The sequence below is a fragment of the Methanocella sp. MCL-LM genome (genome assembly GCF_049676595.1).
Lineage (GTDB): Archaea > Halobacteriota > Methanocellia > Methanocellales > Methanocellaceae > Methanocella_A.
Genome location: NZ_CP187259.1, coordinates 2,158,705 through 2,180,225 on the forward strand (window position 1 = coordinate 2,158,705; position 21,521 = coordinate 2,180,225).

Genomic DNA, 21,521 nt, shown 5'->3' on the forward strand with positions numbered 1-21,521 from the left:
TTAGAGATATCTATGAGTGAATCAATGTCCTTCGAAGATTTGCGAGACCGGGTTGCTGGTACCAGGATCACTCTGGTTGCCGGCATCAGCGATACAGGTAAGTCTACACTTGTACGCCGGCTGGCCGATGACATACACTCGACAGTCGTAGACTCAGATATAGGCCAGAGCGATATGGGCCCGCCATCGGTCGTATCGCTCGGCTATCGCCGGGAAGGGCGTTTCCATATGACCGACGGCTATTTCGTAGGCTCCGTCACTCCGGCGAGACATTTTTTACAGCTGCTGGCAGGCGTTTCGAGGATGGTAACAAAGTGCGAGCGCTTTCCGCTAATTATTAACACTACCGGACTAGCTACGGGCGGCATTGGCCGAACCCTGCTGACCGAGAAGATCAATTCAGTCTTGCCCGATTTGATCATAACCATATCGACCGATAATGAACTATCGTATCTGGACGCGTTTCAAAAATGCGGTATCGACATTGTCAATCTTAAACCGGGCCCCGATGTCAGGGATAAGAGCAGGGCAGAAAGAAATCTGCTTCGCGCGAGAGCGTTCAAGGAACACTTCGAGGGTTCGGAGGTCCGCAGCATTAAGCTGGAGGATATTGGTATCGAGAGATCTTTGCTTAATAACGGTGACGTGGTGAATCCTGGTGCTGTAAAATCAGAGCTGGGCTTCGATGCAGTCCATGTCGAAATCTCGGGAGATGAGGCGATCGTAGTCTTCAAAGACCGGATACCCGAGCCTGAAACCATAAGTTTAGCTTTCGGCACGAAAGTGATCAGCGCTTACAATACCTCGGATTTTCAGAACCTGCTCGTGGGCATAAACGGGCCGGATGGAAAATTTGGTGGCCTTGGCATCGTTAAATCGATCGATTTCGGGAGAAAAGAGATCGAGGTAATGACGTGTGCTAAGGAATATTCCATAATCCAGTTTGGCACGATGAAACTTGATCCCGTTAGCTTTAACAGCGCAGGCCAGTTCAGGCCGGCCTTCTACCGTGCATAAATATTATGTATGCCCAGAGATAGTTATCCTTGAACCTGTTATGACAATCAAGGCTGAATCTCGTTTAATCATCGCAATGGATGTAACCGATCGGAAAGAAGCGTTAGCTATCGTCGAAAAGCTGGGCGGCGCCGTCGACGCTATCAAGGTGAACTACCCCCTCGTGCTGGCCTGCGGCCTGAGCATCATCGGCGATCTTAAAAAACATGCCAACGTGATCGCGGACTTCAAAGTCGCCGACATCCCGAATACTAACAAGCTCATCTGCGAAGAGACCTTCAAAGCCGGCGCAGACGCCATTATCTGCCAGGGCTTTACCGGCAAGGACAGCGTCCAGGCTTGCGCCGATGCGGCAAAACAGTACGGCAAAGAAGTCTACGTAGTGACAGAAATGAGCCACCCCGGCGCCCTCGATTTCCTCCAGGGCCACGCCTTCGAGCTCGTCGACCTCGCCAGAGCCGCCGGTGCAAACGGTATCATCGCACCCGCCACCCGGCCCGAGCGCCTCGCGCTGATCAGGCAGCGGGCAGGTAACATGAAGATTCTCTCCCCGGGCGTCGGTACCCAGGGCGGCGACGCGGCCTCGGCCATCAAGGCAGGCGCCGACTTCGTGATCGTGGGAAGAAGCATTTATAACGCACCCGATCCATATCAGGCAGCGAAAAACTTCATAGAACAGCTGCGCCGATGATGACAAAAGCTTCTGATTAGTGATGAGCCCTATGAGTCCTGAGGCGCGCGACTCATTCCCTTTCTAATATCTTTTGAAGGAAAACGATCGCTGTACTGTGCTTGATACAGATTTCTCGGATAACATTAAAGGTGTTATCTATGTGCACGTGAACGATGACGAACGCTGCGCTGTGCCAGATACACCGATTGAAACAGATTGCACAGATTGCACAGATGCTAATCGATAATAAAAAAATTGAATGGTTCACAGTATCATCTTATCTAATATAGTCTCTGTGCAATCTGTCGAATCTGTCGTAATCTGTGATCTGGCACAGCGCAGCGTTCGTTTTGCTATCTCACGCTATCTGAACAATCAGAAACGTACAGCGTAGCGTTAGTTTTCGTTCACCTGTTTATAGGCGATAGACTACTACACCAGATATTTTATAACTAAAAGTACGATCATCGCAACGATACCGATGCAAGATAATATGGCATCGATCATCCAGTGATTTTTCTTGGGAATGTTATACTTCGGCTTGGTCAGCTCATGCCTGAAGCTCAGGCCGGAAAAGATGATCAGGACGAGCATCGTAGGCACGTCGAGGGAATAGAGGACGGCCTTCATGGTATCTTCGTCTATCATTAGCTTCAGGCCCAGGTTCTGCACGTAGATAATCGTAGCTACGTACAGGACAAGCATGACTCCAGTCACAAGGCGAGCTAATTCGATGCTCCGGCGGCTAATAATATAAATGCACCATTATATAATAATCGGTTTTACATAAAAATGTTACCCTGCTGCCGCCTGGATATTTTCTGGAAAAGGCTACTCCCCTGAAATGCTAAATGCGGCGAATAAGTATATCGCTTTCCGGCATGTACCGTCATCTGGTGGAAGCTGTGGGTGCCAGTTTAAAACGGTTACTGCTACTGGTTATTCTTCTTGTCGTACTGGGTTCTGTGGGTACTGTCACAAACGTTGACGTTCCTGTCGATGACGTAAATACGCTTTCTCCGTCGAAGGTCGTTTTCCTCGAGCACAGCCTGCTGGCTAATGGTACGGTAGTCAAAGGCGAAGTCCCCTTCAGGGCGGTCAACTTCCCCAACTACTGGTTTAACCAGAACACCCGGCAGCTGAACGGTAACATTGATTTTCCTCTGAACGCTTCGCTGATCGCCATCTACGGGGATATTCTGACCTTGAGAGGAGACTTCGGCGCGGGCACTGGCAACAAGCTCTTCGGAATCTACAATTTCCCCGTTAAAGCTGACCAGGCAACCATAATGTCGATCGACCGATCGGGCACTATCGGGCTCTACGTAAATAACGAGTACGTCTACCTCCGGCCCGGAGACGAATACCGGTTCAACCAGACCGAGACGTTACGTGAAGCTAAGGGTCTGGTCAACGTGGAATATCAGCACCTGTACACGAATCACGGGATAATAAACAAGAACTCGATCAGCACCAGGATGATCTCATAGATGCACATAATATTTTTCTATGAAGGCGCCCCCATAGAACATGATGACCAGACCTGCAAAGGGCCGTTTTTTGCCCATGACGAGAGAGGAGATGAAGGCGCTCGGATGGGACCGCTGTGACATTGTCATTGTCAGCGGTGACGCTTATGTCGATCATCCGTCTTTCGGGGTAGCGATCATTGGCAGGGTGCTGGAGAAAGCCGGCTTTAGGGTCGGTATCATCGCGCAGCCTGACGTATCAGATAAAGCCGCTTTTTCCCGGCTCGGAGAGCCCCGGCTGTGCTTCTGCGTAACGTCGGGCAACGTGGACTCGATGGTCAACAACTACACGGCTAACAAGCGGCTTCGATCGGATGACGATTACAGCCCCGGCAATAAACCCCACATGAGGCCGGACCGGGCGGTGACCGTCTATTGTAACAAGATCCGGGAGAGCTACAAATCGATTCCCGTCATTATTGGAGGCATAGAAGCCAGTCTCCGCAGGTTTGCCCATTACGACTACTGGGATGACAAAGTACGGCAGTCGATTCTGGCCGACGCACCAGCGGATCTAATCGTCTACGGCATGGGCGAGAAAGCCATCGTAGAGGTAACCAGCAGGCTGGACAGAGGTGAGCAGATAGCCGGAATCACGGACGTGAGGGGCACTACGTACAAAACCCGGGATATCAGTGGCCTGACTGGTTTTGTGGAGCTGCCGGACTTCAAGACCGTATCGACTGATAAAAGGGCTTTTGCAAAAGCCTTCAAAGCCTTTTACGATGAGCAGGACCCGTATCACGGACATATTATGGTCCAGCGGCATCCTAAAACGATCATTGTCCAGAACCCGCCGGCGCTTCCGCTGACTACTCCTGAGCTGGATGCCATTTACGATCTGCCTTATACCCGGTACCCTCACCCGTCGTATAAAGAAGAGATTCCTGCGATCAGGACAGTCATGTTTTCGATCACCAGCCACCGGGGCTGTTTCGGGGGCTGCGCATTTTGCGCCATCACCGCCCACCAGGGCCGGATGATCCAGAGCAGGAGCCCGGAGTCAATTATTCGGGAAGTAAAGGCACTGACGAAGTTGCCGGAGTTCAAGGGTACGATCTCTGATATCGGGGGACCCACAGCAGACATGTATATGCTCGGCTGCTCTAAGAGGTCGACCCAGGGCATGTGCAAGGACAAGCTTTGCCTGTTCCCGGAGGCATGCCCGAACCTGAAGAAGGATCACTCACAGCTGATCAGCCTGCTCAACGAAGTGAAGAAAGTGCCTGGCGTCAAGAATGTGTTTATCGGCTCTGGTATCCGCTACGATCTGGCCATGCAGGACGAGCAGTACCTGTACCAGATCTGCAGGCAAAACGTCAGCGGGCAGCTAAAAGTTGCCCCGGAGCACGTGTCGAAAAAAGTCACCGATGCCATGTGTAAGCCCTCGATAGAAGCTTACGATCGGTTCGTGAACAAGTACAGGGACATCAATAAAGAGCTGGGAAAAGACCAGTATATAATACCGTACTTCATCTCCGCCCACCCTGGATGTACCGTAAAGGATGCTGTCCAGCTGGCCGAATACGTCAGAGATATGGGCTATTACGTGGAACAGGTGCAGGACTTTACCCCGACGCCGGCCACGCTGTCGACATGCCTTTATTATACGGGCTATAACCCTTATACTTGTGAAGAAGTCTACGTCCCCCGGAGCGTGGAAGAGCGCAGGATGCACCGGGCGCTGCTGCAGTATAAGAATCCTGAAAATTATGATCTTGTGAAAAAAGCTTTGCTGCTGGCAAACCGGAAAGACCTTATCGGGTATGACAAGAAGTGCCTGATATCGCCGGTAAGGCCGGCCATTGGCCGAAAGCAGGGCGGCCGCAGACACTGATCAGTATAGAAATGCGGCCGAAAATGGAATTAGTTTTTGAGTTTTCTGTTGTCGACCATATCGTACAGGTTATTCCGGTTTCTGTTGATGAGTAGTATCCTGTAGATATACGGCTTAGCACTCTCGTACTCAAACTTACCATAGTTACTGTAGTAGATCGACGTCAGGATCATCGATACCATGTACCGCTCCTTAATCGCGTCTGTATCGTTGATCTTCCAGCCCTGCCTCGCCCGCTGCACGTCGCAGCCCGGCGGCATCTTGGACCTCAGGTACTGGTGGCTGCCGAAGATCGTCGAGGGCATGTACTTACATAACAGCGGCTTGACAAAGTGGATCGAGCACAGGTTATCCTTAAGAAACGGGCAACCGTTTTCTCTCGACAGGTACGCCATCGGCGTGACGCTGCCGCCTATGACCATCTCTTTACAGTATCGCTCGAAAAACTCATCCGGCTGCATGTCGAGAAAATCGGCTATCCGGTAGATGTCATCCAGAGTCAGCGGCAACATGCTGTCTGACCGGCAACAGTTCCCGCATTGCCGGCACTCGAAGTGATCTTTAACAGTCTCTTGCATAAGGCTACCTTAAATAGCTGTATTTATATATTAAGAATGAGATAACAATTATAGCGTGTAGCCCTATTTTCCACGGAAAAGAAAGGTTATGATTGTCAATTGTGCAGGTTTGGTCCTTAAGCGCTTGCTACTTGTCCAGAGAGCATCCGCTTGCTATTTGCCGAGCGGGTGAGTCCGCCCGTACATCTCTTTCAGCTCGTCGACGTTGTAGTGGGTGTAAATCTGCGTCGTGTTCAGCGATGCGTGGCCCAGCAGCTTCTGGATGGCGACGACGTTGCCCCCGTTCTGAAGCATGTGCGTGGCAAAGCTGTGCCGCAGCTTATGGGGTGTGACTGCCTTATTAATACCTGCCCGGCGGGCCAATAGCTTGATGTCCCGCTGGACGGTGCGGGGAGTCAACTCGAAGAGCCGGTCGTCATTGCGAAGCCCGGCCGCATAGTCGAAGATTTCTTTGACAATCGTATCCGGGATCAGTACGATCCGCTCCTTTGCGCCCTTGCCGAATACCTTAATCGTACTCCTCTCGAAATCGATATCCTTCTTGCGGATATTAACCAGCTCGGACACTCGTACCCCGGAGGCATAGAGCATCCTCACGATGATCCGGTCCCTGGGATCGATCGCGGTTTCCAGCAGGTCCTTCATCTCGGAGAAGGTCAGGTAGACCGGCGCTTTCTTGTCCAGTTTGATGTTGTTGATGCCTCTTGTCGGATTTGAGGTGATATAGCCAGTATCGAGCATGAAGGAGTAGAACGATTTGAGGACGCTCAACACGTTAGCTACGGTCGTTTTAGACAGATGTTTTTCAAACATGAGGTGGTTCAGGTAACGCACAATCTCCGGTCTGACGACAGCCTCCGGCTGCTTTCCTGTGTACTTGTAAAACCGGTTCAGGATCATGCCGTACTGCCGGATAGTGCCAGGGCTCGACGATAACCGCTTCTCATCGATAAACACGGCTACGTAATCCATCCTCATCCCCATATTCAAATGCGCTTAAGATAAGAAAAACCTATTGCTGCCCCGGGGCGATATATAAGCTGGCCGTCTTCACAAAATTCTTATAGGATTATACCGATGTAGTTGACAGAAATACTTATTTCGGATGGATGAAATAAGTATCAGAGGACTTTGTTTACAACTTGCAGGGATGGCAGAGCGGCTAATGCGGCAGACTGCAGATCTGTTTTGTGGGTGTTCAACTCACCCTCCCTGCACTACCAGAATTTTTACAGAGTCCAGAGAGATCTGAATAATCTTGTTCCAGGCATCGTCTCCTGGAAAGCAAACTTCATAATCGTACTCGGCGAATGCATTTCCATCAGGGCGTATGGATTTTTATAGGGCATGATCCACGTCGGATATGCGGTATCACCTTCATAGGCATTATCCATGATAGCCCCCAGGTGAGAGTTACGCCACAGCCTTTCTACAATTGTCGTATTATTGATGTACGCCGGGGTGGCGTCAAAATCAATGGTCTGGCTCGACAGGACTACGGGCTTATCCGAGTTCCTCGCGTTAAAGCCGCTGTTATTGATACCTTCGGACTTGTAAAGACCTCTTAGCTCATCCGTGGCAGATATGGCGGCATATGGTGGCAGTGTAATCCGGGTCTGATTCATATCCTGCAGCTGGGTATTATTTAACAGGTTACCCTGGTTCACCATCTCCGGGAAGAACAATGAATTTCCTGAAAACTTTGCCATAGTCACGGGATATGCGGCTACGGATGCACCTAAGCCGACAGGCGGAGCGCCGAAGTTCAGGCAAGGATAGAAGGGCATATTTGCGGCAAAATAGCCAGTACTGGTTGCCAGAACTGCCTGGTCCGTAGTCTGCGCAATGGTAAGGTCGCTGTTCGGGCCCGGGAAAGAGATGCCAAGCGTTTCAGTATCTGCCGTAGACAGAGTCTGCCTGTGGAATAACTCCTGGTACATGCCGCTATTGATCTCATCGATCCCCATGACTATGTTACCTGCTCGCAGCTCGTACTTGCGCTCGTTCGAGGCACCGGCGTCAAGTGATACGGCTGCGAAAAGTACACAGAGAACTAGTAATACGGCAGCAGAGCTGCCCGGCATTCTGCCCAGTACCCTCACAAACCCACCTTACGATTTACTTTATCTTGATATGATACCCGTATAGCCTTGTACAATCGGGCAATAATTATAGATTGACACCATTAGTTTCGGCGGTCGAACGAAAAATACAGAAAAGAATCATCGCATGGTATTCGCATAACCCAGTGCCTGGCTTATGAGCTCCTCGATCACAGAAACCCGGACCAGATTATGGTGGTTTGACTGCAGTTCCGGTTCTGCCCTGACTAGAATTTCCCTGACCCGGTCGATATTGCTCAGGATTGCCGGGACATCGATTTCAGGATCATTCATCAGAAGAAGCTATTCCTTTACTGCTACAAAGTATTCTACCCTAAAACTGAGCGGATAGAATGCCCGGGATAAGAGTTATCCGGAGCCGTGGATAATGGTGTTAACACAATTAAGGTTAAAGTTCACCGATGGGGGTATTTGCAGCAAGCTCCGGACGCTTAATGTATAAGCATCTTCCCCTTAATATCTCTTTTGCATTTTCAAATATCTAATTGCAAAATTGAAACTATAATATTATTAAAATAAGTACAAAACGGGGGTCTTTAGCCCCCGAAGTAAAAATGGCTTATCACGTGGAAGCTTTAGCGTTCCTGAGACTTGCCTCTCTCGATCAGCTCGCGGACCTTCTGTCCACCCTTGTGGCCGATCTCGCGGTAGAAATCCGGGCCGTGCCTCTCCTTGGTGGTGTTTCCGCCTCGTCTTCCAGCTTCCCTTACACTGATTTCACCTTTCGATTCTTTTCTAGCCATAACTATCACTAGAACCAAATCTACCAGCGTGTTTATAATAATATGCCAAAAAAATTATAGAATAAGTAAAAAGTACAAAAGAAATTGGTGCTTTTCAATTTATTTCTTGGAAGGCACTTTGAACATCGACTTGGGGTTCCTTTCGAGCTCACTGTACTCTAAGGTAGCCGTGCCGACTTTTTCTACGTTGGCCTTGTAGATCTTGCCTTTGTTCTCGGCTGCCGCCTTCTTGATCCACTCGGGAGCGTTTGCCGGAGCCGGGACAAGTTCACGCCTGCCCTGGAAGTAATGGAGCTTCTTGGTCCCCTTCTCCCTCAGCACGATGTTGGTAACGCCGCGGTTTGCTGCCTTCAGGGCCGCATCCCTCGGCTGTGCTCCACTGTAGGTTCCCACTTCTTCACCTTTCTCGTTGATCAGACCAAAGTTCTTCTTTTCTCTGGACGAAGTGTCCTGTGTATCATTCTTTGCCGTAGTGATCGGCCTCCTTCAAGCTTATCTATAAAGCTCGAATAATATTTAACAGTTGTTGTCGCCTTCTCACCCTTTATACTGGGATAAGGCGGCAAACACCGGTATGATTCTTAAACTGGCGAAACTCTTATGTCTTGAAATAAACTATTCCTACGGATATAACTACAAAATAATTAAAATTTACTGATGTTTCAGTGATCGCCAAAATCATTCGGGTATGTGGATAATTTTTTATGTCACCGCATCCCGACAATCGGGCAAATATGGCGGATAGACAAGCTATCCTGCGAATGATTTATTAATCGTCAACTGAATCCGCAGAAGAACCCTTCTCTGATCCCGGAAACTCTCCGGTGACCCAGCAGGCATTGTTTTTCCTGAACGCGATCTCTTCCCTGTGCAGTAATCTGCCCAGAGTATCGTCGTCGAACCCGAGACGGCGGTATTCTTTGATGATCTGTTCTTTTCGCCTTTCCCACCGGCGGCTGATGTCCTGGAGATCACCCAGGCCCCTGGCGCAGAATTCTGGAGTATTACAACCATCTGCATCCCTGATGTTGAGCCGGACGAAAATGTTGCTGCCCTTAGCCGGGCGGGGCTTTACAGCCGGTGTCGGTTGCGGTGCTTTAGGCTGCAGAGCTGCGGCAGTCGTTTCCGGGGAAACGTCCCTGGTAAACTCGCCCCCGAGAGCCTTGCACTTTGCCTCCATCTCAGCGAGGAATTCGGCGTTATCCGATTCGATGAACATGGTCATGGGCATGTCGCCCGAGAAAGAGTCACTCAGAATCATGTCCATGATCGCCCGGTCGATGTAGACACCGTCACCTGTTGCCGCACTCACCCAGCCGTTCTTGCCGCTGTCCCAGGACATACCGTATTTCTTGATGATGTTTTTAATTTTGAGCTTGTTCTCCGAGTATATCTTATGCGGGATGGCGACCTTGATCATGTGTACTTACTTTCGTCCGCAACGGTATATATTTTTTCAGGCCTGGTCCATAGAGAGATCAAGATAGCCTCTGATCGTGACTACTTTAACGCCGGGGCTGCGAACAGCCTGGGCCTGCACGTGTGCCACCCATCGATCGTAGAACTGGCCGAAATCTTCCCCGGTCCTTTCGTAGAAAGCGTCTTCAAAGCGAGGGATGGGGCTTTTTAAGATGTCGACGAGTGCTTCGGTACCATATGTCTGCGATAGGTATTTGCACAGGCTGAACGACTGCAGATAGCCGTTCTTGGTCACCGAGTAGTTGTGGCTGTCGACAGCTGCGCCGATCTGCCCCGTACTCATGAAACCTCGGTTGACGATGTACTTGCTGACCTTCACATCGTCGAGGGGTTCCCCTGAGATAACCATACATACGCCCTCTTCCATCCACCGGTACTCCGCCTCATCTTTTTTATCGATCAGATCATTCAGGCCGAGATGGCATATTTCATGCTTGACGACCACGGACAGCGATGCAGGGTCTTTGATGGTATCTCCACGGAGGACAATGGTGCTGGACTGGTGATTCCATGCGGAGAAGGCTTCCACGTGTTTGCCTACATCGTCCATCCGGTCGTTATCTACGACGATGACTTTAATCGAGCCGGGAAGATTGCCAAGATAACTGTTAACAGACCGGTAGGCATTTTCCAGAATTTTGCCAGTGCCGGGCGTCAGGTATTGCATGTCAGCATACCTGATGTTGAAATGATCAGTCCTTTCACCGATACCCGCTGCCATCAGTAGAAAAATGCACACCAGAGCCATCCATCTCATGCATGGGTGGTTATCGCGCCATTTATATAGCGGAAACCGAAAAACAACGCGACGTACAGGCTTATTGGTTTATCACAGAGACTACAGGACAACGCAGGAATACTGATGGGTACAGGATACCAGTCTATTGACCGATAGCAAGTGCCGGATCGGTTAACACGATGGACACAACGTACACAACGGACATAACGGTTTCATAAAATGACTGGCTATACTGATCATATTCGAATAACGTCGTGTCAGTCGTGTTAACCATTCCAGTTTATTGAACCTAAATGGGACAAGACTGATCTATTTTGAGACAAGAAACAGATCTATCGCATCCCGGCTGGGCGCGGTAATATTATCCGGAAGTGAGCGCAGGTCATGCCATTCAAGCTTATAGTGTTTTTGGGGCTCTAAGTTGAGAGGCTCGCCCGATGTTTCGCAGTAATACAGGATGCTGACCCAGTGCTGCTCTTCGAAGACCCTGTCGGAAACGCCGATAAACTTAGCAGAGGTAATATTTAGCCCGACCTCTTCGGCAGTTTCCCGTTTTACGGCGTCCTCCAGCCTCTCGTAAGGCTCGACCATGCCACCGGGTATCGTCCACAGCCCGGCATTATTCCGGCATGCATCAGATCGCAGGAGCATTAACACTCGTCTATCCCTGATAATTAGAGCTCCAACGCCAAGACCTACATAGTCTTTACCCGGAATCATCAGTCGTCATCACGGCCCTAACGCATAAAAGAGTTACGCAGCTATCTAGCCGTAGACTGCCTCGTAGGACTGGTAGAGCACAAAGACGACGGTCGGTAGTTCTGCCTGCTCGATCCGGCCGTTATGGATCAGCCTGGCCCGGACTCCGTTTTCGTACAGCGGCAAAAAGTTGCGGGACATGACCAGATCTAAATACTCGTCCCAGATCTCGATGACGTCCTCTTTGCCTTTGCAGAGGCGCCTGAACTCGAGGAAGGTCGTCACCAGCATGAAGTTCAGCTTCTCGTGAAGCTCCTGCTGCTCATCCTGCCCGATCACGTGGGTGACATCCTCCGACAGGACCGTGACACAGCCATAGCATTCCCCGTGGACATCGTATACCTTACCCACAGTATAGCAGGCGGTATCATTGTTTTTCTGGGCACCGAAGACTGCACAGGCTTCTTTGATCAGGTCTAAGTCGTTGATCAGGCCGGTGATATCTTCCCGGGCTTTCTCGTCGGCGATATGCCCGTCCTTGGCCTCGCAAAAATACGCCTCAAGCGGATGTGTCACTTGAACCTCCAAGCATAATACGCTCCCTAACCTAAATAGTTTCCACTTACCGGAGAAAAACAAACGTTATAAGCCATCGGAGCAATATGAAAATCGTGGATGTACGGCATCTCCTCAACGTGAAAGTAGCCGCAGTTGCACTGTGGGCTATTTTTATCATCGCGGTCATTGCTATCATCGGTCCCGGAAATCTGGCGGCCGGCTATGAAAAATTAAGCCCGGACGGGATTAAAGTATTCGTACTTTCGTTCGGCGCCCTGGCCATTCTCGCATTCCTTGCCATCAGCCTGATCCGCCCGTTCTTTTTCCTGCCCCTGACGCCGTTCACTATAGCCAGCGGGTTCCTCTTCGGTATCGGCTGGGGCCTGACCTGGGCGATGATCGGCTCCACGCTCAGCGCTTTGCTCGTCTTCGGCATTTCGAGGTACCTGTTCCAGGACTACGTAAAGAGGAAAATACTGATCAAGTACCCTGCCATAGATAGCCGGATACAGGAGAACGGGTGGCGATACGTACTATTCCTGCGGCTCATACCGGTCATACCCTACGACGTGGCCGGCTACCTCGCCGGGGCCTCAAGAGTGCGACTCAGGGACTACCTTATTGGCACTATCGGAGGCGAACTTCCCGGGGCCATTATACTGGTGATCTTCGGGTCCTCTCTGGCAGAGCCGGGCTCGCTCATCTTTTACCTCAGCCTCATCCTGGCCTTAAGTTTAATTGTGCTGCCAGAATTAGCCAGGCGCCTGTTACGCAAGAGTGCCTGATCACTTTGCCGGCTCCAAAGTGTTTAATACATTTAAAATCAATTTTCTAAGAACACTCTCATCAATAGTAGAGGTGAGCTTAACGTCCCTCAGGTTTTACAATACGCTATCCCAGACAGTCGAGGAGTTCCAGCCGCTCGAAAACAAAAAGGTGCAGATGTATGTCTGCGGCCCGACAGTCTACGACTACTGCCACATGGGACATGCAAGATCATACATTGTCTTCGATGTCATCCGCAGGCACCTGATCTACCGGGGATACACGGTAAACTACGTCCAGAACTTCACCGACGTGGATGACAAGATCCTGAAGAGGGCTAAAGAGCTCGATGTTAATCCCCTGGAGCTATCGAGAAAATTCGTCACAGCGTACTTTGAGGATATGGACCGCCTCAACGTCATGCGGGCCGATCACTATCCGAGAGTCACCGAATTTATGGAGCCGATCATCGGGATAATTAAAGCCCTGGTGGATAAGGGCTACGCATACGAGTCAGCTGGCAGCGTTTACTTCAGCATCGACCGGATGGTGAGCGAAGTAGGCGTCCTGTCCCACCAGACCTACGATTCGCTGAAGGTCGGCGCCCGCATAGAGGTAGACGAGCGGAAGCGCAACCCGATGGACTTCGTGCTCTGGAAGGCGGCGAAGCCTGGCGAAAGTCTGTCGTGGGACAGCCCCTGGGGTAAAGGACGTCCCGGCTGGCACATCGAGTGCTCAGCCATGTCTGTTAAGTTACTGGGCGAGCAGATAGACATCCACGGCGGAGGCATGGACCTCATCTTCCCCCACCACGAATCCGAAGTCCTGCAGTCCGAAGCCTATACGGGAAAAGTCCCCTTCGCTAAGTACTGGATTCACAACGGCTTTTTACTCGTGGACAAGGAAAAGATGTCCAAATCTCTGGGCAACTTTTTCCTCATCCGGGACATCCTGCAAAAGTTCTCCCCGGAGACAGTCAGGTTCTTCATCCTGAACACCAACTACCAGGGCCCGCTGGACTTCAGCGACGCCGGCCTGGACGAAGCCAGAAAGAGCCTCGCCCGCATCCAGAACACGGTTGCGGAGATCAAAGCCCGGGAGGGTAAGCCCGGCTCTGAAAGTAGCGGCCAGGATATCGCCATCCTCATAGCGAAAAGCAAGGCACAGTTCGACGAGCACATGGACAACAATTTCAGCACCAGAGAAGCCATCGCTGAAATCTTCGAGTTCACCAGGACCGTCAACCGGCTCCTCATGGGCAGCCTGTCCGGCGACGAGGCAAAGCAGATATCAGGCCTCTACGACCACTTCTCAAACATCCTCGGCATCCGCTGGGAAGTATCTGAGAAGAAGGAAGACGTGCTCGCCGACGAGCTGATGAAGCTCATCATCGATATCCGCGCGGCCGTCCGCAAGAAGAAAGACTTCGAAACCTCCGACCTGATAAGGAGCCGGCTCAAAGACATGGGCATCACCCTCGAAGACACAAAAGAAGGCGTCAAAGTCAAGCGCCAGTAAAAGCCAAACACCGTTTGAACCACGGCGGCACGGCGACACCAAGACAATTGCGATTACAACGACCGGGTGGTAATTTGGACCACGACGGCATGGCGACACAAAGACAGGCGAGATACGACAAGCCGGATAGTTATTTGAACCACGGCGGCACGGCGGTGCTGTGTTGCATAATTCATTTTCTCTTCTTTGGGCCGAGCTATTGCAGGTGGAGTGACTCAGCAAGACGATCGCTGCGCTGTGCCAGGATCACAGATTACGCAGAATCTGATGATTCTGACAGATGCCACAGATTGCACAGATTCTAATCGATGAGAAATGGATTTGCCGTCTACCGATTTTATTCTAAGGTCATCTGTGAAATCAGTGCAATCCGTTTCAATCTGTGATCCTGGCACAGCGCAGCGATCGTCATCGCATCGCCTCGAGAACGCCTGCGACTGCAGGCGTTCAAAAGGCGAACATGAAGATAAGAATAATGCAACACAGCATCGTTGTGCCGCCGTGGTTAGTAAACGTTGTGCCGTAGTGCCGTTGTGGTTATTATATTTGATTTTATTATCGTTTCTCAAATTGTCTCCGCGCGGCCGTGCCGACGTGGTGAGAAAGGAGGCTTTTTAAAAAGTTTCGATGCCTTTTAATACTTTTTAAGGGTACATTTGTTAGATGGTCGCCCGTAAGAAGCTGACCCGGCTGGCAAGGATTGGGATTTCTCACAGTGACAAAGCGAAGTCGCTGGCCGCGGCAGGGATGTATAGCGAAGCTCTGTCGGAACTCCGCGTAGCCCTTTTTTCGCTGCGGAGCGAGAACACGGACGGCCGGCTTAACGAGGAGATCGCCGGGGTGCTGCACAGCATCGGGACGCTGAACCTGCTGTTACATAAGTACCAGGATGCGCAGGTGGCTTTTGGGGATGTGGTGGCGATCAGGCGGCCTATGACGAATAGCCCGGAGATAGCCGGTTCGCTGATAGGGTTGGCTGAAGCGTACCGGGGCCTGTGCGAATTCGATCAGTCAGAGGAAGCGCTGCACGAAGCGCTGCACATCTCTCTTTCCCGGAGGAACGATGCACTGGCTTCACGGATAATATCGATGCTGGAGATGCTGGAGCGGACTAAAGATAACCTGCCTGCAGGAGAAGCTGAAGAATCCGGGGATTATTATACTCCGCAGGTATACACAAGTGTCCATGCTATGCTCAGGAATATTGAGCTGAACGTGGCTCCTGACAGAGTAACTCTCGGGCTGGTGATCGGCTTCCCGGGCGTTGATGCAGGTTTGTTGTCCAGAAGCCCGGAAGCCGCGCCTGGCATTGGCATCTTTTTCCCCGATAAGCAGGGAATAGTTCGATCGCTCACTGTAGTAGATGAGGAGGAAGAGGAAGTAGGCTCCGAAATAGTGCCGTTTGAAGGGAACTTCTTCGCTCCCGGCTCCTATCATAAAAACGGGCCTATGCCGATTCCCGCCTGTAAAAAATTTACCTTTACCACTGGTAAGGGATCTCTTCTAAAATGGGGTATATCATCAAACGGCTGGTACAGGGCAGACCTGGAAATTGATTTTCCGGTAATAGAGGACGGTTTCAGGTTAATGCTCGCGTTACCGCAATACCTGCGCCTCAACAAGGTCACAGTTGATGTCAAAAAGCCCCTCGAGTACGGGGTGCTATCCATCGACGAAGGCACTTTCCACGTAACCCGCAGTCCTGATCGGGTCAAGTCAGGTAACCACCTGCCTTACGCGTTCAAGCGACGGCTGTTCAACGGCAGCGCCTTCGGACTTATCGACCTGCAGTCTGACGCTTTGCTTAAGTATGGAATCGTTTCTTTCGAGCTATCCCGGCATGGATAGCCAGGTTGTTGAGAGACAGCAATACGAACGCTGCGCTGTGCTGGCGTCACAGATTCCACAGATTCGTACAGAATCCACAGATTTCGACAGATTGCACAGATGATGATCGATTCCACAGATAAAAAAATAAGTTACAGACTACGCTTCTCGTGCCTGCTCGATCGCTGATGAATGAATCTGTGGCACACCCTTCATCTGTGATATCGAGCCAAAATCTGTGGATTCTGTCGTAATCTGTGAAATCTGTGACGCCAGCACAGCGCAGCGTTACTCCACGTTCACACGAGAATTAGCAAGGACTATACTCCCTACGATTTGATCAGATTCATATCTAAAGCTTTCAAGAATGACTATAATCTTTCAGCATCTTGCAGGAACCCGCCCGCCATATTCACGCCTATCGTTGATAATCTCGGAGATCAAAGACAGTAATTGACGCAGGCATTGATATGGCAGAACAGCAAAAAAGAAGGAAGCAGCCGCCAGGACGGGCACCTGATGAAGGCAGCGATCCATATGTAGCGCCCAGAGATGAGGAGGGAGCCTCTGAAGAAGTAGTCAAATCGGGCAAACTCTATTACGCCCACCATAATGTGCCCAGATGGCCAGCGGCGGATGCCAACAGGCAATTTATCGCCACGCCTGATGAGATGGTCGAAATCCAGCATGGCATAGTAACCTGGGTAGACGCGGCGAATTCTGACAAGAATGAAAACGAGCAGCTGGACAGGGAACACCGGCACGGGCACAGGAGTAGAGACTCAAGGCCGCCCAACTATGAGCTTTAACCAGCAGAAAGGCCGGTCGACAATTTTTGCATGGCTGATCAAGATGGAATGGTGATACTGATGAAGCACGAACCGGAACGCGGACATGTAGAGCCGCAAAAGCGGCGTGAAGAAGAGGAGATGCGTAAGAGGAAAAAAATTAAAGGTAATGTTGAACCTGTGGAAGAGATGGTCCATGGGCAGACTGGAAAAGAAACTTTTGAATTCAAGTAAAACTCAAGCTGGCAAAAGAAAAGTGGTAGCAGTAAATAATTACTGCAACTTCGCCATTATTTTTTCATCGTAAGGAAGTAGAACTCTGCAACGATGCCGAGTACCGCAAATGTCAATATGAGCAGCCATACGAACGGGCTTTCTGACTGTTGAGGGGCCACGGTGCTTCCTGAAATTGTCAACAAGGTTTCAGGGGTTATAGACGAATTAGCCCCGGTTTGTCCGACGCTCGCATTAGCTGCCGGGACATCCAGGCCTTTGCCTGGGCCCAGAGAGATGTGAATTCTATAGAAGGAAATAGTGTTGTTCGCTTCGATGTTCCCCGCATAATCCACGGACCTGTAGCTGACATTGCTGGAGCTGCTCAGTGTAACAGGCCTCGAATAACTTATCCAGGTTCCATTGTTTATACTATACTCAGTATAGTTCACTCCCGATGTACTATCAATTGCAGATAGTGTGAGGATCACATCTGACGTATACACACCCTGCGCGTAAGAGCCTGATAAGGTGGCGTTTGTCACTGGAGCAAGGGTATCGGTCAAGCCAGACACTCCTGGCGATTGAGTTACAGCATACGGAGAAAATGCGACGAGAGCGGCAAGTACTGCCAGAGAGACTATGTTAATCCAAAACCTGGTCATTTTAACATCCCGAGTTATTGTTTAAGGCTGGCTACTGCTGATTAAAACGCTCAAAGTAGCCTAATTAGGCGATAATATAGTATACGATGTATGGACTATAAATATTTGGTTATTATGAAAATAAAGTTTTAATTTTGTAATTATATGGTGTGCGAAGGTACTTTTAGTAAAACTTCCTGCCCGCACAAGGTTTAAGTAATTATACGGCACTAGCTGTCTTTATAATAATCGAGGGTGTTCTGGTGAAGATATCCGCTTTTACTGTCGACGACGTGCCGATGATTCAGAAAGGCGATGACCTGGCTAAGATCGTGGCCGACAGAGTAACGCTTGAGAATGAAGATATCGTCGTATTTGCCTCGACAATCGTTTCCAAGGCAGAGGGCAGAAGGTTTTTACTCGAGGATATCGAGCCTACGGCGGAGGCCAGGGAACTGGCTGTTCTCAACAAAGAAGACCCAAAATTCATCCAGTACGTGCTGGACACCAGCACCAGGGTTCTGATTAAGCATCCTCTTCTCGTGCAGACCGTCTTTGGCAACGTTTGTATCAATGCGGGCATAGACCGCTCCAATACGGAGTCCGGGTACATCTTACTCCTGCCGCTGGATTCTGACCGAAGCGCCAGGGAGATCAGGGATAGGCTGAAAGAGCTCACAGGCAAAACTGTAGCCGTTATCATCACAGATACCAACGGCCGATCATTCAGGGAAGGCCAGATCGGCGTGGCTGTCGGCTGTGCCGGCATCGCCGCACTGCACGACCGCAGGGGAGACGTGGACCTGTTCGGCCACGAGCTCAAGATCACCATTCAGGCGATTACCGACGAAGTGGCCGCTTGTGCTAACATGATCATGGGCGAGGCCGACGAAGGCACCCCAATTGCGATTATCCGGGGCTATAAGTACATCAAAGATGACAGAGGCATCAAAGTATCCTACCGTTCCGACGATACAGACTTGGTAAGGCAGGCGCTGGCCGAGAAGATCGAAAAGGAAGCCTCGAAGACGGCCACGGAAAAAGCGAAGAAGATCAGGTCTGAAGGCTGAAGAAGTCGTCCAGGCAGTTGCGCGGGATTCCGTGCTCGATCTTACTTCTCTCAATTTTTATTTCAGGGCTTAAGCTGGCACATTTGGCAGGTATCTTAGCAGATGCATACTCGCGGTTACGCCGGCTCTCGATAGCCTGAGAATCATAGAAGGCTTCCCATACGGCAATATCCGCATCAGGCACATCTCCGAGAATGCGTGTGGCTTCTTCAGGTGATATTTCCTTATACTGGCCGTCGTAGCCGAGATAGTGGGCGTTGACCAGGTAATAATCACGATGGCACTTGACCACAGATGCCCGATCGGTGACCCGTTTTCCCAGCCATTCGAGGTAGAGATCGACTACGTAGTGCTCGGGGGCGATCTCGACGTACATCAGGTTGCCGGCTGGCCGGGGCCGGGTCATGGCCCGCAGCCGCTCTATTTCCCGCATCACGTCCATCTGGAGGCCGAAAAACTTTTTCGAGAGCTCGTCCTTATGCCCGAGAGCCTGTCCGATATCCGGGTAGTACCCGGCCAGCATCCGCACCAGCTCGTTCGGCACGCATTTCTTGTGCTTGAGCGAGTAGGTGATGTAGGTGTGCAGCGAAGGCTGGCACCGGCCGCCTGCGCGGGGAAGTCGTTCCCTGAGTTTGAGCTTCACAGATACCGGTACCTGCGGGACCATGACCTCTACTTTTTCAAGGATTTCCCCATGGTACTGGGCCAGCTTCTGATCGAGGTCTCTCTGATTTTTGCCGCAGACAAATGTTGCGTTCGGCTCCCGGTTCATGGCGATGGCCGCCCGCAATACGTCCCATACGTTCTTTTTGTAGCCGATGATCATGTGAAAGCTTCCAGATTGGCCTGTACCTTATTACCTACTTTAATGAATGGCCTCGCCCTCTTCAGCACAACACCGATGTTACTGAGCTGGACATAGTTTAGTATCGGACGGCAACGGAGTATCTGGTTTGCCGTCCTCGGCCCGATGCCGGGTACCTTGATCAGGTCATCGTAGGATGCACTGTTCACATCAACCGGAAACAGGTCTTTGTTGAGCCGGGCCATCACCATCTTCGGATCCTCGTCCGGCAGGAAACCGTTATCGTTGAGAACCGGCTCCAGATCTTTACACTTTAGCCCGTAGTCCTTCATCAGGTACGAGGTCTGGTATAGTCGGGCTTCTCTCCAGAGCGGTGACGCCTGCCCGGACGACAGAGGCGTATCCGGCACCGGATCGAAGCTCATGAAGAAAGGGCGCCGCAGGCCGTATTCTCCCATGAAGTGTTCGATGGTTGAGATGATCTCGAGGTCAGGCTCTCCTGACGCACCGACGACGAACTGGGTATCGTTGGAGCCGACGATGCCTTCGCCATACCGGACCTCGGTCCTCCGCCTCTTCACGTTCTCGTACGTCCAGGACATCCGGCGGAGAATATCGTTATCGTAGTCAAAGTTAGGGCAGATCTCCTCGTATCTGGAGCGACAGGTAGTCTCGGCGTTAATCCCGAACTTGTTAGCGTAGAGAGATACTTCCCGGATGATGTCCCGGGGCGTGCCAGGCATCAGGCGGACGTGGATGTACCCCGGAAAGCCGCTGTCTCGCAGCCCTTTGATCACGTCGAGCTGCTTCTGTGCCGTGTGCTCTGGATCGCCGACTATACCGGAGGACAGGAATAAACCTTCGATAGCATTCCTGCGGTAGAAGTCCCAGGTGATCTTTGCGATCTCCTCTGCCGATAGAGAAGCCCTCGTAGCATCCCGGCCGCACCGGTTAGGGCAGTAGAGGCACTCTCCGCTGCACCGGTTTGTCATCAGCGTCTTATATAGCTGAATACACCGGCCGTCGGGAGTAAAAGTATGACAGGTAGTTGTACTGTTACAGCTATCATACTTCGTGCCCGCCGACAGGATTCGCATCCGCTCCTCAAGCGAGAAATACTTCTCTCCCATGCTAGAAACATGAGGGTTGCGGGAATATAACGAAAAGCTTAGAGCGATCTGAAAGTATAGTCTTCCTATAAGGTTTCTGACAGTCAAGTACCGTTTACACGAAGTATAGTAATTCTTAAAACTTTTAGGACAGTCAGGTACCGTTTACACGAAGTACGCAAGGTACGCGAAGTACGCGAAGTTATACTATAAGATCATTTTCCAGCATGCCGTTTTTACCGTACTTTGAGTACTTCGCGTACCTCGCGTACTTCGTGTAAATGGTACGGGCTCGCGTACAATTGGTCTCAAGAATGACTTAACAAGAAAAAATTTCCAGATTTAGGGTTTACTTGTTATACTTTTACGCCCTGAACATTTAATTTAACCAGCGCCAGCGGATCATGCATGCCGAACCCGCCGAAGCCCAGCCCGTTCCCGTAGCCCGGCCCCGAAGGCCCGAACAGCCCGTGCGGTCCGAACAGTCCGTATTGATCGTATATCCCCCAAGGTCCGAAGATGCTAAAACCACCCCAGCTTCCAATACCTGGCATGAGACCACAACCTTCAGGTACTGAGAAATAGTCAGGAACTGGCCAGCGTGAACCCGGTATCGCCCCGGGCACCTGGGCTGCCACTTGCATACTCAAAGATAAGATCGCCAGTATAGCAAGACTAATTAAAATGAGTTTATGCTTGATCATTAAATACCCCCATCGATACTAGTTGTAGAAGTTATGGATAAATATGTAGATAATTTGAATTAGCGAAAAAGTGCTGATGAGGCGTATATTTTCCAATTCCGTA

At 50.8% G+C, this 21,521-nt stretch carries 26 protein-coding genes and 1 tRNA gene; 11 read left to right on the forward strand and 16 right to left on the reverse strand.

Annotated features, from left to right (window positions below):
* Positions 1 to 12: 12 nt before the first annotated feature.
* A complete protein-coding gene (locus ACPLPM_RS11175) occupies positions 13 to 1,017 on the forward strand; it encodes a Clp1/GlmU family protein (RefSeq protein WP_424356856.1) in 1,005 nt (334 codons plus the stop codon).
* 46 nt (positions 1,018 to 1,063) lie between these two features.
* On the forward strand, positions 1,064 to 1,708 hold the full coding sequence (gene pyrF, locus ACPLPM_RS11180) for an orotidine-5'-phosphate decarboxylase (RefSeq protein ID WP_424359975.1): 645 nt from the start codon (positions 1,064 to 1,066) through the stop codon (positions 1,706 to 1,708).
* Between the two features lie 52 nt (positions 1,709 to 1,760).
* Here pyrF and ACPLPM_RS11185 read toward each other — a convergent pair whose 3' ends face one another.
* Positions 1,761 to 1,958, reverse strand: a complete 198-nt coding sequence (locus ACPLPM_RS11185) for a hypothetical protein (protein WP_424356857.1) — start codon at positions 1,956 to 1,958, stop codon at positions 1,761 to 1,763.
* Positions 1,959 to 2,122: 164 nt separating this feature from the next.
* The gene (locus tag ACPLPM_RS11190) at positions 2,123 to 2,407 is read right to left on the reverse strand and encodes a hypothetical protein (protein WP_424356858.1); all 285 of its coding nucleotides are present in this window, start codon (positions 2,405 to 2,407) and stop codon (positions 2,123 to 2,125) included.
* A gap of 248 nt (positions 2,408 to 2,655) precedes the next feature.
* Here ACPLPM_RS11190 and ACPLPM_RS11195 point away from each other — a divergent pair, with 248 nt between their 5' ends.
* A complete protein-coding gene (locus ACPLPM_RS11195; protein WP_424356859.1) occupies positions 2,656 to 3,180 on the forward strand; it encodes a hypothetical protein in 525 nt (174 codons plus the stop codon).
* A gap of 76 nt (positions 3,181 to 3,256) precedes the next feature.
* On the forward strand, positions 3,257 to 5,056 hold the full coding sequence (locus ACPLPM_RS11200; RefSeq protein WP_424359976.1) for a YgiQ family radical SAM protein: 1,800 nt from the start codon (positions 3,257 to 3,259) through the stop codon (positions 5,054 to 5,056).
* A 29-nt stretch (positions 5,057 to 5,085) separates the two neighbouring features.
* Here ACPLPM_RS11200 and ACPLPM_RS11205 read toward each other — a convergent pair whose 3' ends face one another.
* Positions 5,086 to 5,634: a YkgJ family cysteine cluster protein gene (locus ACPLPM_RS11205; RefSeq protein WP_424356860.1), complete on the reverse strand. Its 549-nt coding sequence runs from the start codon at positions 5,632 to 5,634 to the stop codon at positions 5,086 to 5,088.
* 153 nt (positions 5,635 to 5,787) lie between these two features.
* Complete coding sequence (gene xerA, locus ACPLPM_RS11210) at positions 5,788 to 6,612, reverse strand: site-specific tyrosine recombinase/integron integrase (RefSeq protein WP_424356861.1); 825 nt, start codon at positions 6,610 to 6,612, stop codon at positions 5,788 to 5,790.
* 166 nt (positions 6,613 to 6,778) lie between these two features.
* Here xerA and ACPLPM_RS11215 point away from each other — a divergent pair.
* Positions 6,779 to 6,851 (forward strand) — tRNA-Cys (locus tag ACPLPM_RS11215).
* 12 nt (positions 6,852 to 6,863) lie between these two features.
* Here ACPLPM_RS11215 and ACPLPM_RS11220 read toward each other — a convergent pair.
* The 8 genes from ACPLPM_RS11220 to ACPLPM_RS11255 all read right to left on the reverse strand — a co-directional run bounded on the left by ACPLPM_RS11220 (position 6,864) and on the right by ACPLPM_RS11255 (position 11,993).
* Positions 6,864 to 7,736, reverse strand: coding sequence for a hypothetical protein (locus ACPLPM_RS11220; RefSeq protein ID WP_424356862.1), 873 nt, complete (start codon positions 7,734 to 7,736; stop codon positions 6,864 to 6,866).
* Between the two features lie 120 nt (positions 7,737 to 7,856).
* Positions 7,857 to 8,030 carry a hypothetical protein gene (locus ACPLPM_RS11225; RefSeq protein ID WP_424356863.1) on the reverse strand — a complete coding sequence of 58 codons (174 nt, stop codon included), beginning with the start codon at positions 8,028 to 8,030 and terminating at the stop codon, positions 7,857 to 7,859.
* A gap of 302 nt (positions 8,031 to 8,332) precedes the next feature.
* On the reverse strand, positions 8,333 to 8,500 hold the full coding sequence (locus ACPLPM_RS11230; RefSeq protein WP_048197773.1) for a KGG domain-containing protein: 168 nt from the start codon (positions 8,498 to 8,500) through the stop codon (positions 8,333 to 8,335).
* A 99-nt stretch (positions 8,501 to 8,599) separates the two neighbouring features.
* Positions 8,600 to 8,977: a non-histone chromosomal MC1 family protein gene (locus ACPLPM_RS11235; protein WP_424359977.1), complete on the reverse strand. Its 378-nt coding sequence runs from the start codon at positions 8,975 to 8,977 to the stop codon at positions 8,600 to 8,602.
* A 292-nt stretch (positions 8,978 to 9,269) separates the two neighbouring features.
* Complete coding sequence (locus ACPLPM_RS11240) at positions 9,270 to 9,920, reverse strand: hypothetical protein (protein WP_424356864.1); 651 nt, start codon at positions 9,918 to 9,920, stop codon at positions 9,270 to 9,272.
* A gap of 36 nt (positions 9,921 to 9,956) precedes the next feature.
* On the reverse strand, positions 9,957 to 10,700 hold the full coding sequence (locus ACPLPM_RS11245) for a peptidase MA family metallohydrolase (protein ID WP_424356865.1): 744 nt from the start codon (positions 10,698 to 10,700) through the stop codon (positions 9,957 to 9,959).
* Between the two features lie 327 nt (positions 10,701 to 11,027).
* Positions 11,028 to 11,438: an NUDIX domain-containing protein gene (locus tag ACPLPM_RS11250; RefSeq protein ID WP_424356866.1), complete on the reverse strand. Its 411-nt coding sequence runs from the start codon at positions 11,436 to 11,438 to the stop codon at positions 11,028 to 11,030.
* 45 nt (positions 11,439 to 11,483) lie between these two features.
* Positions 11,484 to 11,993, reverse strand: a complete 510-nt coding sequence (locus tag ACPLPM_RS11255) for a hypothetical protein (protein ID WP_424356867.1) — start codon at positions 11,991 to 11,993, stop codon at positions 11,484 to 11,486.
* An 86-nt stretch (positions 11,994 to 12,079) separates the two neighbouring features.
* Here ACPLPM_RS11255 and ACPLPM_RS11260 point away from each other — a divergent pair, with 86 nt between their 5' ends.
* The 5 genes from ACPLPM_RS11260 (at position 12,080) to ACPLPM_RS11280 (ending at position 17,107) form a co-directional block, all read left to right on the forward strand.
* Positions 12,080 to 12,760, forward strand: a complete 681-nt coding sequence (locus tag ACPLPM_RS11260; RefSeq protein ID WP_424356868.1) for a TVP38/TMEM64 family protein — start codon at positions 12,080 to 12,082, stop codon at positions 12,758 to 12,760.
* Between the two features lie 73 nt (positions 12,761 to 12,833).
* Entirely contained in the window at positions 12,834 to 14,258 is a 1,425-nt protein-coding gene (gene cysS / locus ACPLPM_RS11265; RefSeq protein WP_424356869.1) for a cysteine--tRNA ligase, read from the forward strand.
* Positions 14,259 to 14,921: 663 nt separating this feature from the next.
* Entirely contained in the window at positions 14,922 to 16,106 is a 1,185-nt protein-coding gene (locus tag ACPLPM_RS11270; protein ID WP_424356870.1) for a hypothetical protein, read from the forward strand.
* A gap of 449 nt (positions 16,107 to 16,555) precedes the next feature.
* Complete coding sequence (locus ACPLPM_RS11275; protein WP_424356871.1) at positions 16,556 to 16,894, forward strand: hypothetical protein; 339 nt, start codon at positions 16,556 to 16,558, stop codon at positions 16,892 to 16,894.
* Between the two features lie 60 nt (positions 16,895 to 16,954).
* Positions 16,955 to 17,107 (forward strand): hypothetical protein, encoded by a 153-nt coding sequence (locus ACPLPM_RS11280; RefSeq protein WP_424356872.1) that lies wholly within the window; start codon positions 16,955 to 16,957, stop codon positions 17,105 to 17,107.
* 56 nt (positions 17,108 to 17,163) lie between these two features.
* Here ACPLPM_RS11280 and ACPLPM_RS11285 read toward each other — a convergent pair whose 3' ends face one another.
* A complete protein-coding gene (locus ACPLPM_RS11285; RefSeq protein ID WP_424356873.1) occupies positions 17,164 to 17,751 on the reverse strand; it encodes an OmpL47-type beta-barrel domain-containing protein in 588 nt (195 codons plus the stop codon).
* Between the two features lie 242 nt (positions 17,752 to 17,993).
* Here ACPLPM_RS11285 and ACPLPM_RS11290 point away from each other — a divergent pair, with 242 nt between their 5' ends.
* Positions 17,994 to 18,800, forward strand: a complete 807-nt coding sequence (locus ACPLPM_RS11290) for a coenzyme F420-0:L-glutamate ligase (RefSeq protein WP_424356874.1) — start codon at positions 17,994 to 17,996, stop codon at positions 18,798 to 18,800.
* Here ACPLPM_RS11290 and ACPLPM_RS11295 read toward each other — a convergent pair.
* The 3 genes from ACPLPM_RS11295 to ACPLPM_RS11305 all read right to left on the reverse strand — a co-directional run bounded on the left by ACPLPM_RS11295 (position 18,784) and on the right by ACPLPM_RS11305 (position 21,418).
* Positions 18,784 to 19,626 carry a DUF4130 domain-containing protein gene (locus tag ACPLPM_RS11295; protein WP_424356875.1) on the reverse strand — a complete coding sequence of 281 codons (843 nt, stop codon included), beginning with the start codon at positions 19,624 to 19,626 and terminating at the stop codon, positions 18,784 to 18,786. The genes ACPLPM_RS11290 and ACPLPM_RS11295 overlap by 17 nt on opposite strands.
* The gene (locus tag ACPLPM_RS11300; protein WP_424356876.1) at positions 19,623 to 20,735 is read right to left on the reverse strand and encodes a helix-hairpin-helix domain-containing protein; all 1,113 of its coding nucleotides are present in this window, start codon (positions 20,733 to 20,735) and stop codon (positions 19,623 to 19,625) included. The genes ACPLPM_RS11295 and ACPLPM_RS11300 overlap by 4 nt, the downstream gene beginning before the upstream one ends.
* A gap of 335 nt (positions 20,736 to 21,070) precedes the next feature.
* Entirely contained in the window at positions 21,071 to 21,418 is a 348-nt protein-coding gene (locus ACPLPM_RS11305; RefSeq protein ID WP_424356877.1) for a hypothetical protein, read from the reverse strand.
* Positions 21,419 to 21,521: the final 103 nt, after the last annotated feature.

What these genes read in the sequence shown, in the direction of transcription:
- ACPLPM_RS11275 (WP_424356871.1), top strand. Translation starts at nt 16,556, where the DNA reads ATGGCAGAACAGCAAAAAAGAAGGAAGCAGCCGCCAGGACGGGCACCT.
- ACPLPM_RS11200 (WP_424359976.1), top strand. Translation starts at nt 3,257, where the DNA reads ATGACGAGAGAGGAGATGAAGGCGCTCGGATGGGACCGCTGTGACATT.
- ACPLPM_RS11300 (WP_424356876.1), bottom strand. Translation starts at nt 20,735, where the DNA reads ATGGGAGAGAAGTATTTCTCGCTTGAGGAGCGGATGCGAATCCTGTCG.
- ACPLPM_RS11225 (WP_424356863.1), bottom strand. Translation starts at nt 8,030, where the DNA reads ATGAATGATCCTGAAATCGATGTCCCGGCAATCCTGAGCAATATCGAC.
- ACPLPM_RS11175 (WP_424356856.1), top strand. Translation starts at nt 13, where the DNA reads ATGAGTGAATCAATGTCCTTCGAAGATTTGCGAGACCGGGTTGCTGGT.
- ACPLPM_RS11250 (WP_424356866.1), bottom strand. Translation starts at nt 11,438, where the DNA reads ATGATTCCGGGTAAAGACTATGTAGGTCTTGGCGTTGGAGCTCTAATT.
- ACPLPM_RS11260 (WP_424356868.1), top strand. Translation starts at nt 12,080, where the DNA reads ATGAAAATCGTGGATGTACGGCATCTCCTCAACGTGAAAGTAGCCGCA.
- xerA (WP_424356861.1), bottom strand. Translation starts at nt 6,612, where the DNA reads ATGAGGATGGATTACGTAGCCGTGTTTATCGATGAGAAGCGGTTATCG.
- ACPLPM_RS11305 (WP_424356877.1), bottom strand. Translation starts at nt 21,418, where the DNA reads ATGATCAAGCATAAACTCATTTTAATTAGTCTTGCTATACTGGCGATC.
- ACPLPM_RS11205 (WP_424356860.1), bottom strand. Translation starts at nt 5,634, where the DNA reads ATGCAAGAGACTGTTAAAGATCACTTCGAGTGCCGGCAATGCGGGAAC.
- ACPLPM_RS11285 (WP_424356873.1), bottom strand. Translation starts at nt 17,751, where the DNA reads ATGACCAGGTTTTGGATTAACATAGTCTCTCTGGCAGTACTTGCCGCT.
- ACPLPM_RS11245 (WP_424356865.1), bottom strand. Translation starts at nt 10,700, where the DNA reads ATGGCAGCGGGTATCGGTGAAAGGACTGATCATTTCAACATCAGGTAT.
- ACPLPM_RS11270 (WP_424356870.1), top strand. Translation starts at nt 14,922, where the DNA reads ATGGTCGCCCGTAAGAAGCTGACCCGGCTGGCAAGGATTGGGATTTCT.
- ACPLPM_RS11230 (WP_048197773.1), bottom strand. Translation starts at nt 8,500, where the DNA reads ATGGCTAGAAAAGAATCGAAAGGTGAAATCAGTGTAAGGGAAGCTGGA.
- ACPLPM_RS11280 (WP_424356872.1), top strand. Translation starts at nt 16,955, where the DNA reads ATGAAGCACGAACCGGAACGCGGACATGTAGAGCCGCAAAAGCGGCGT.
- ACPLPM_RS11295 (WP_424356875.1), bottom strand. Translation starts at nt 19,626, where the DNA reads ATGATCATCGGCTACAAAAAGAACGTATGGGACGTATTGCGGGCGGCC.
- ACPLPM_RS11240 (WP_424356864.1), bottom strand. Translation starts at nt 9,920, where the DNA reads ATGATCAAGGTCGCCATCCCGCATAAGATATACTCGGAGAACAAGCTC.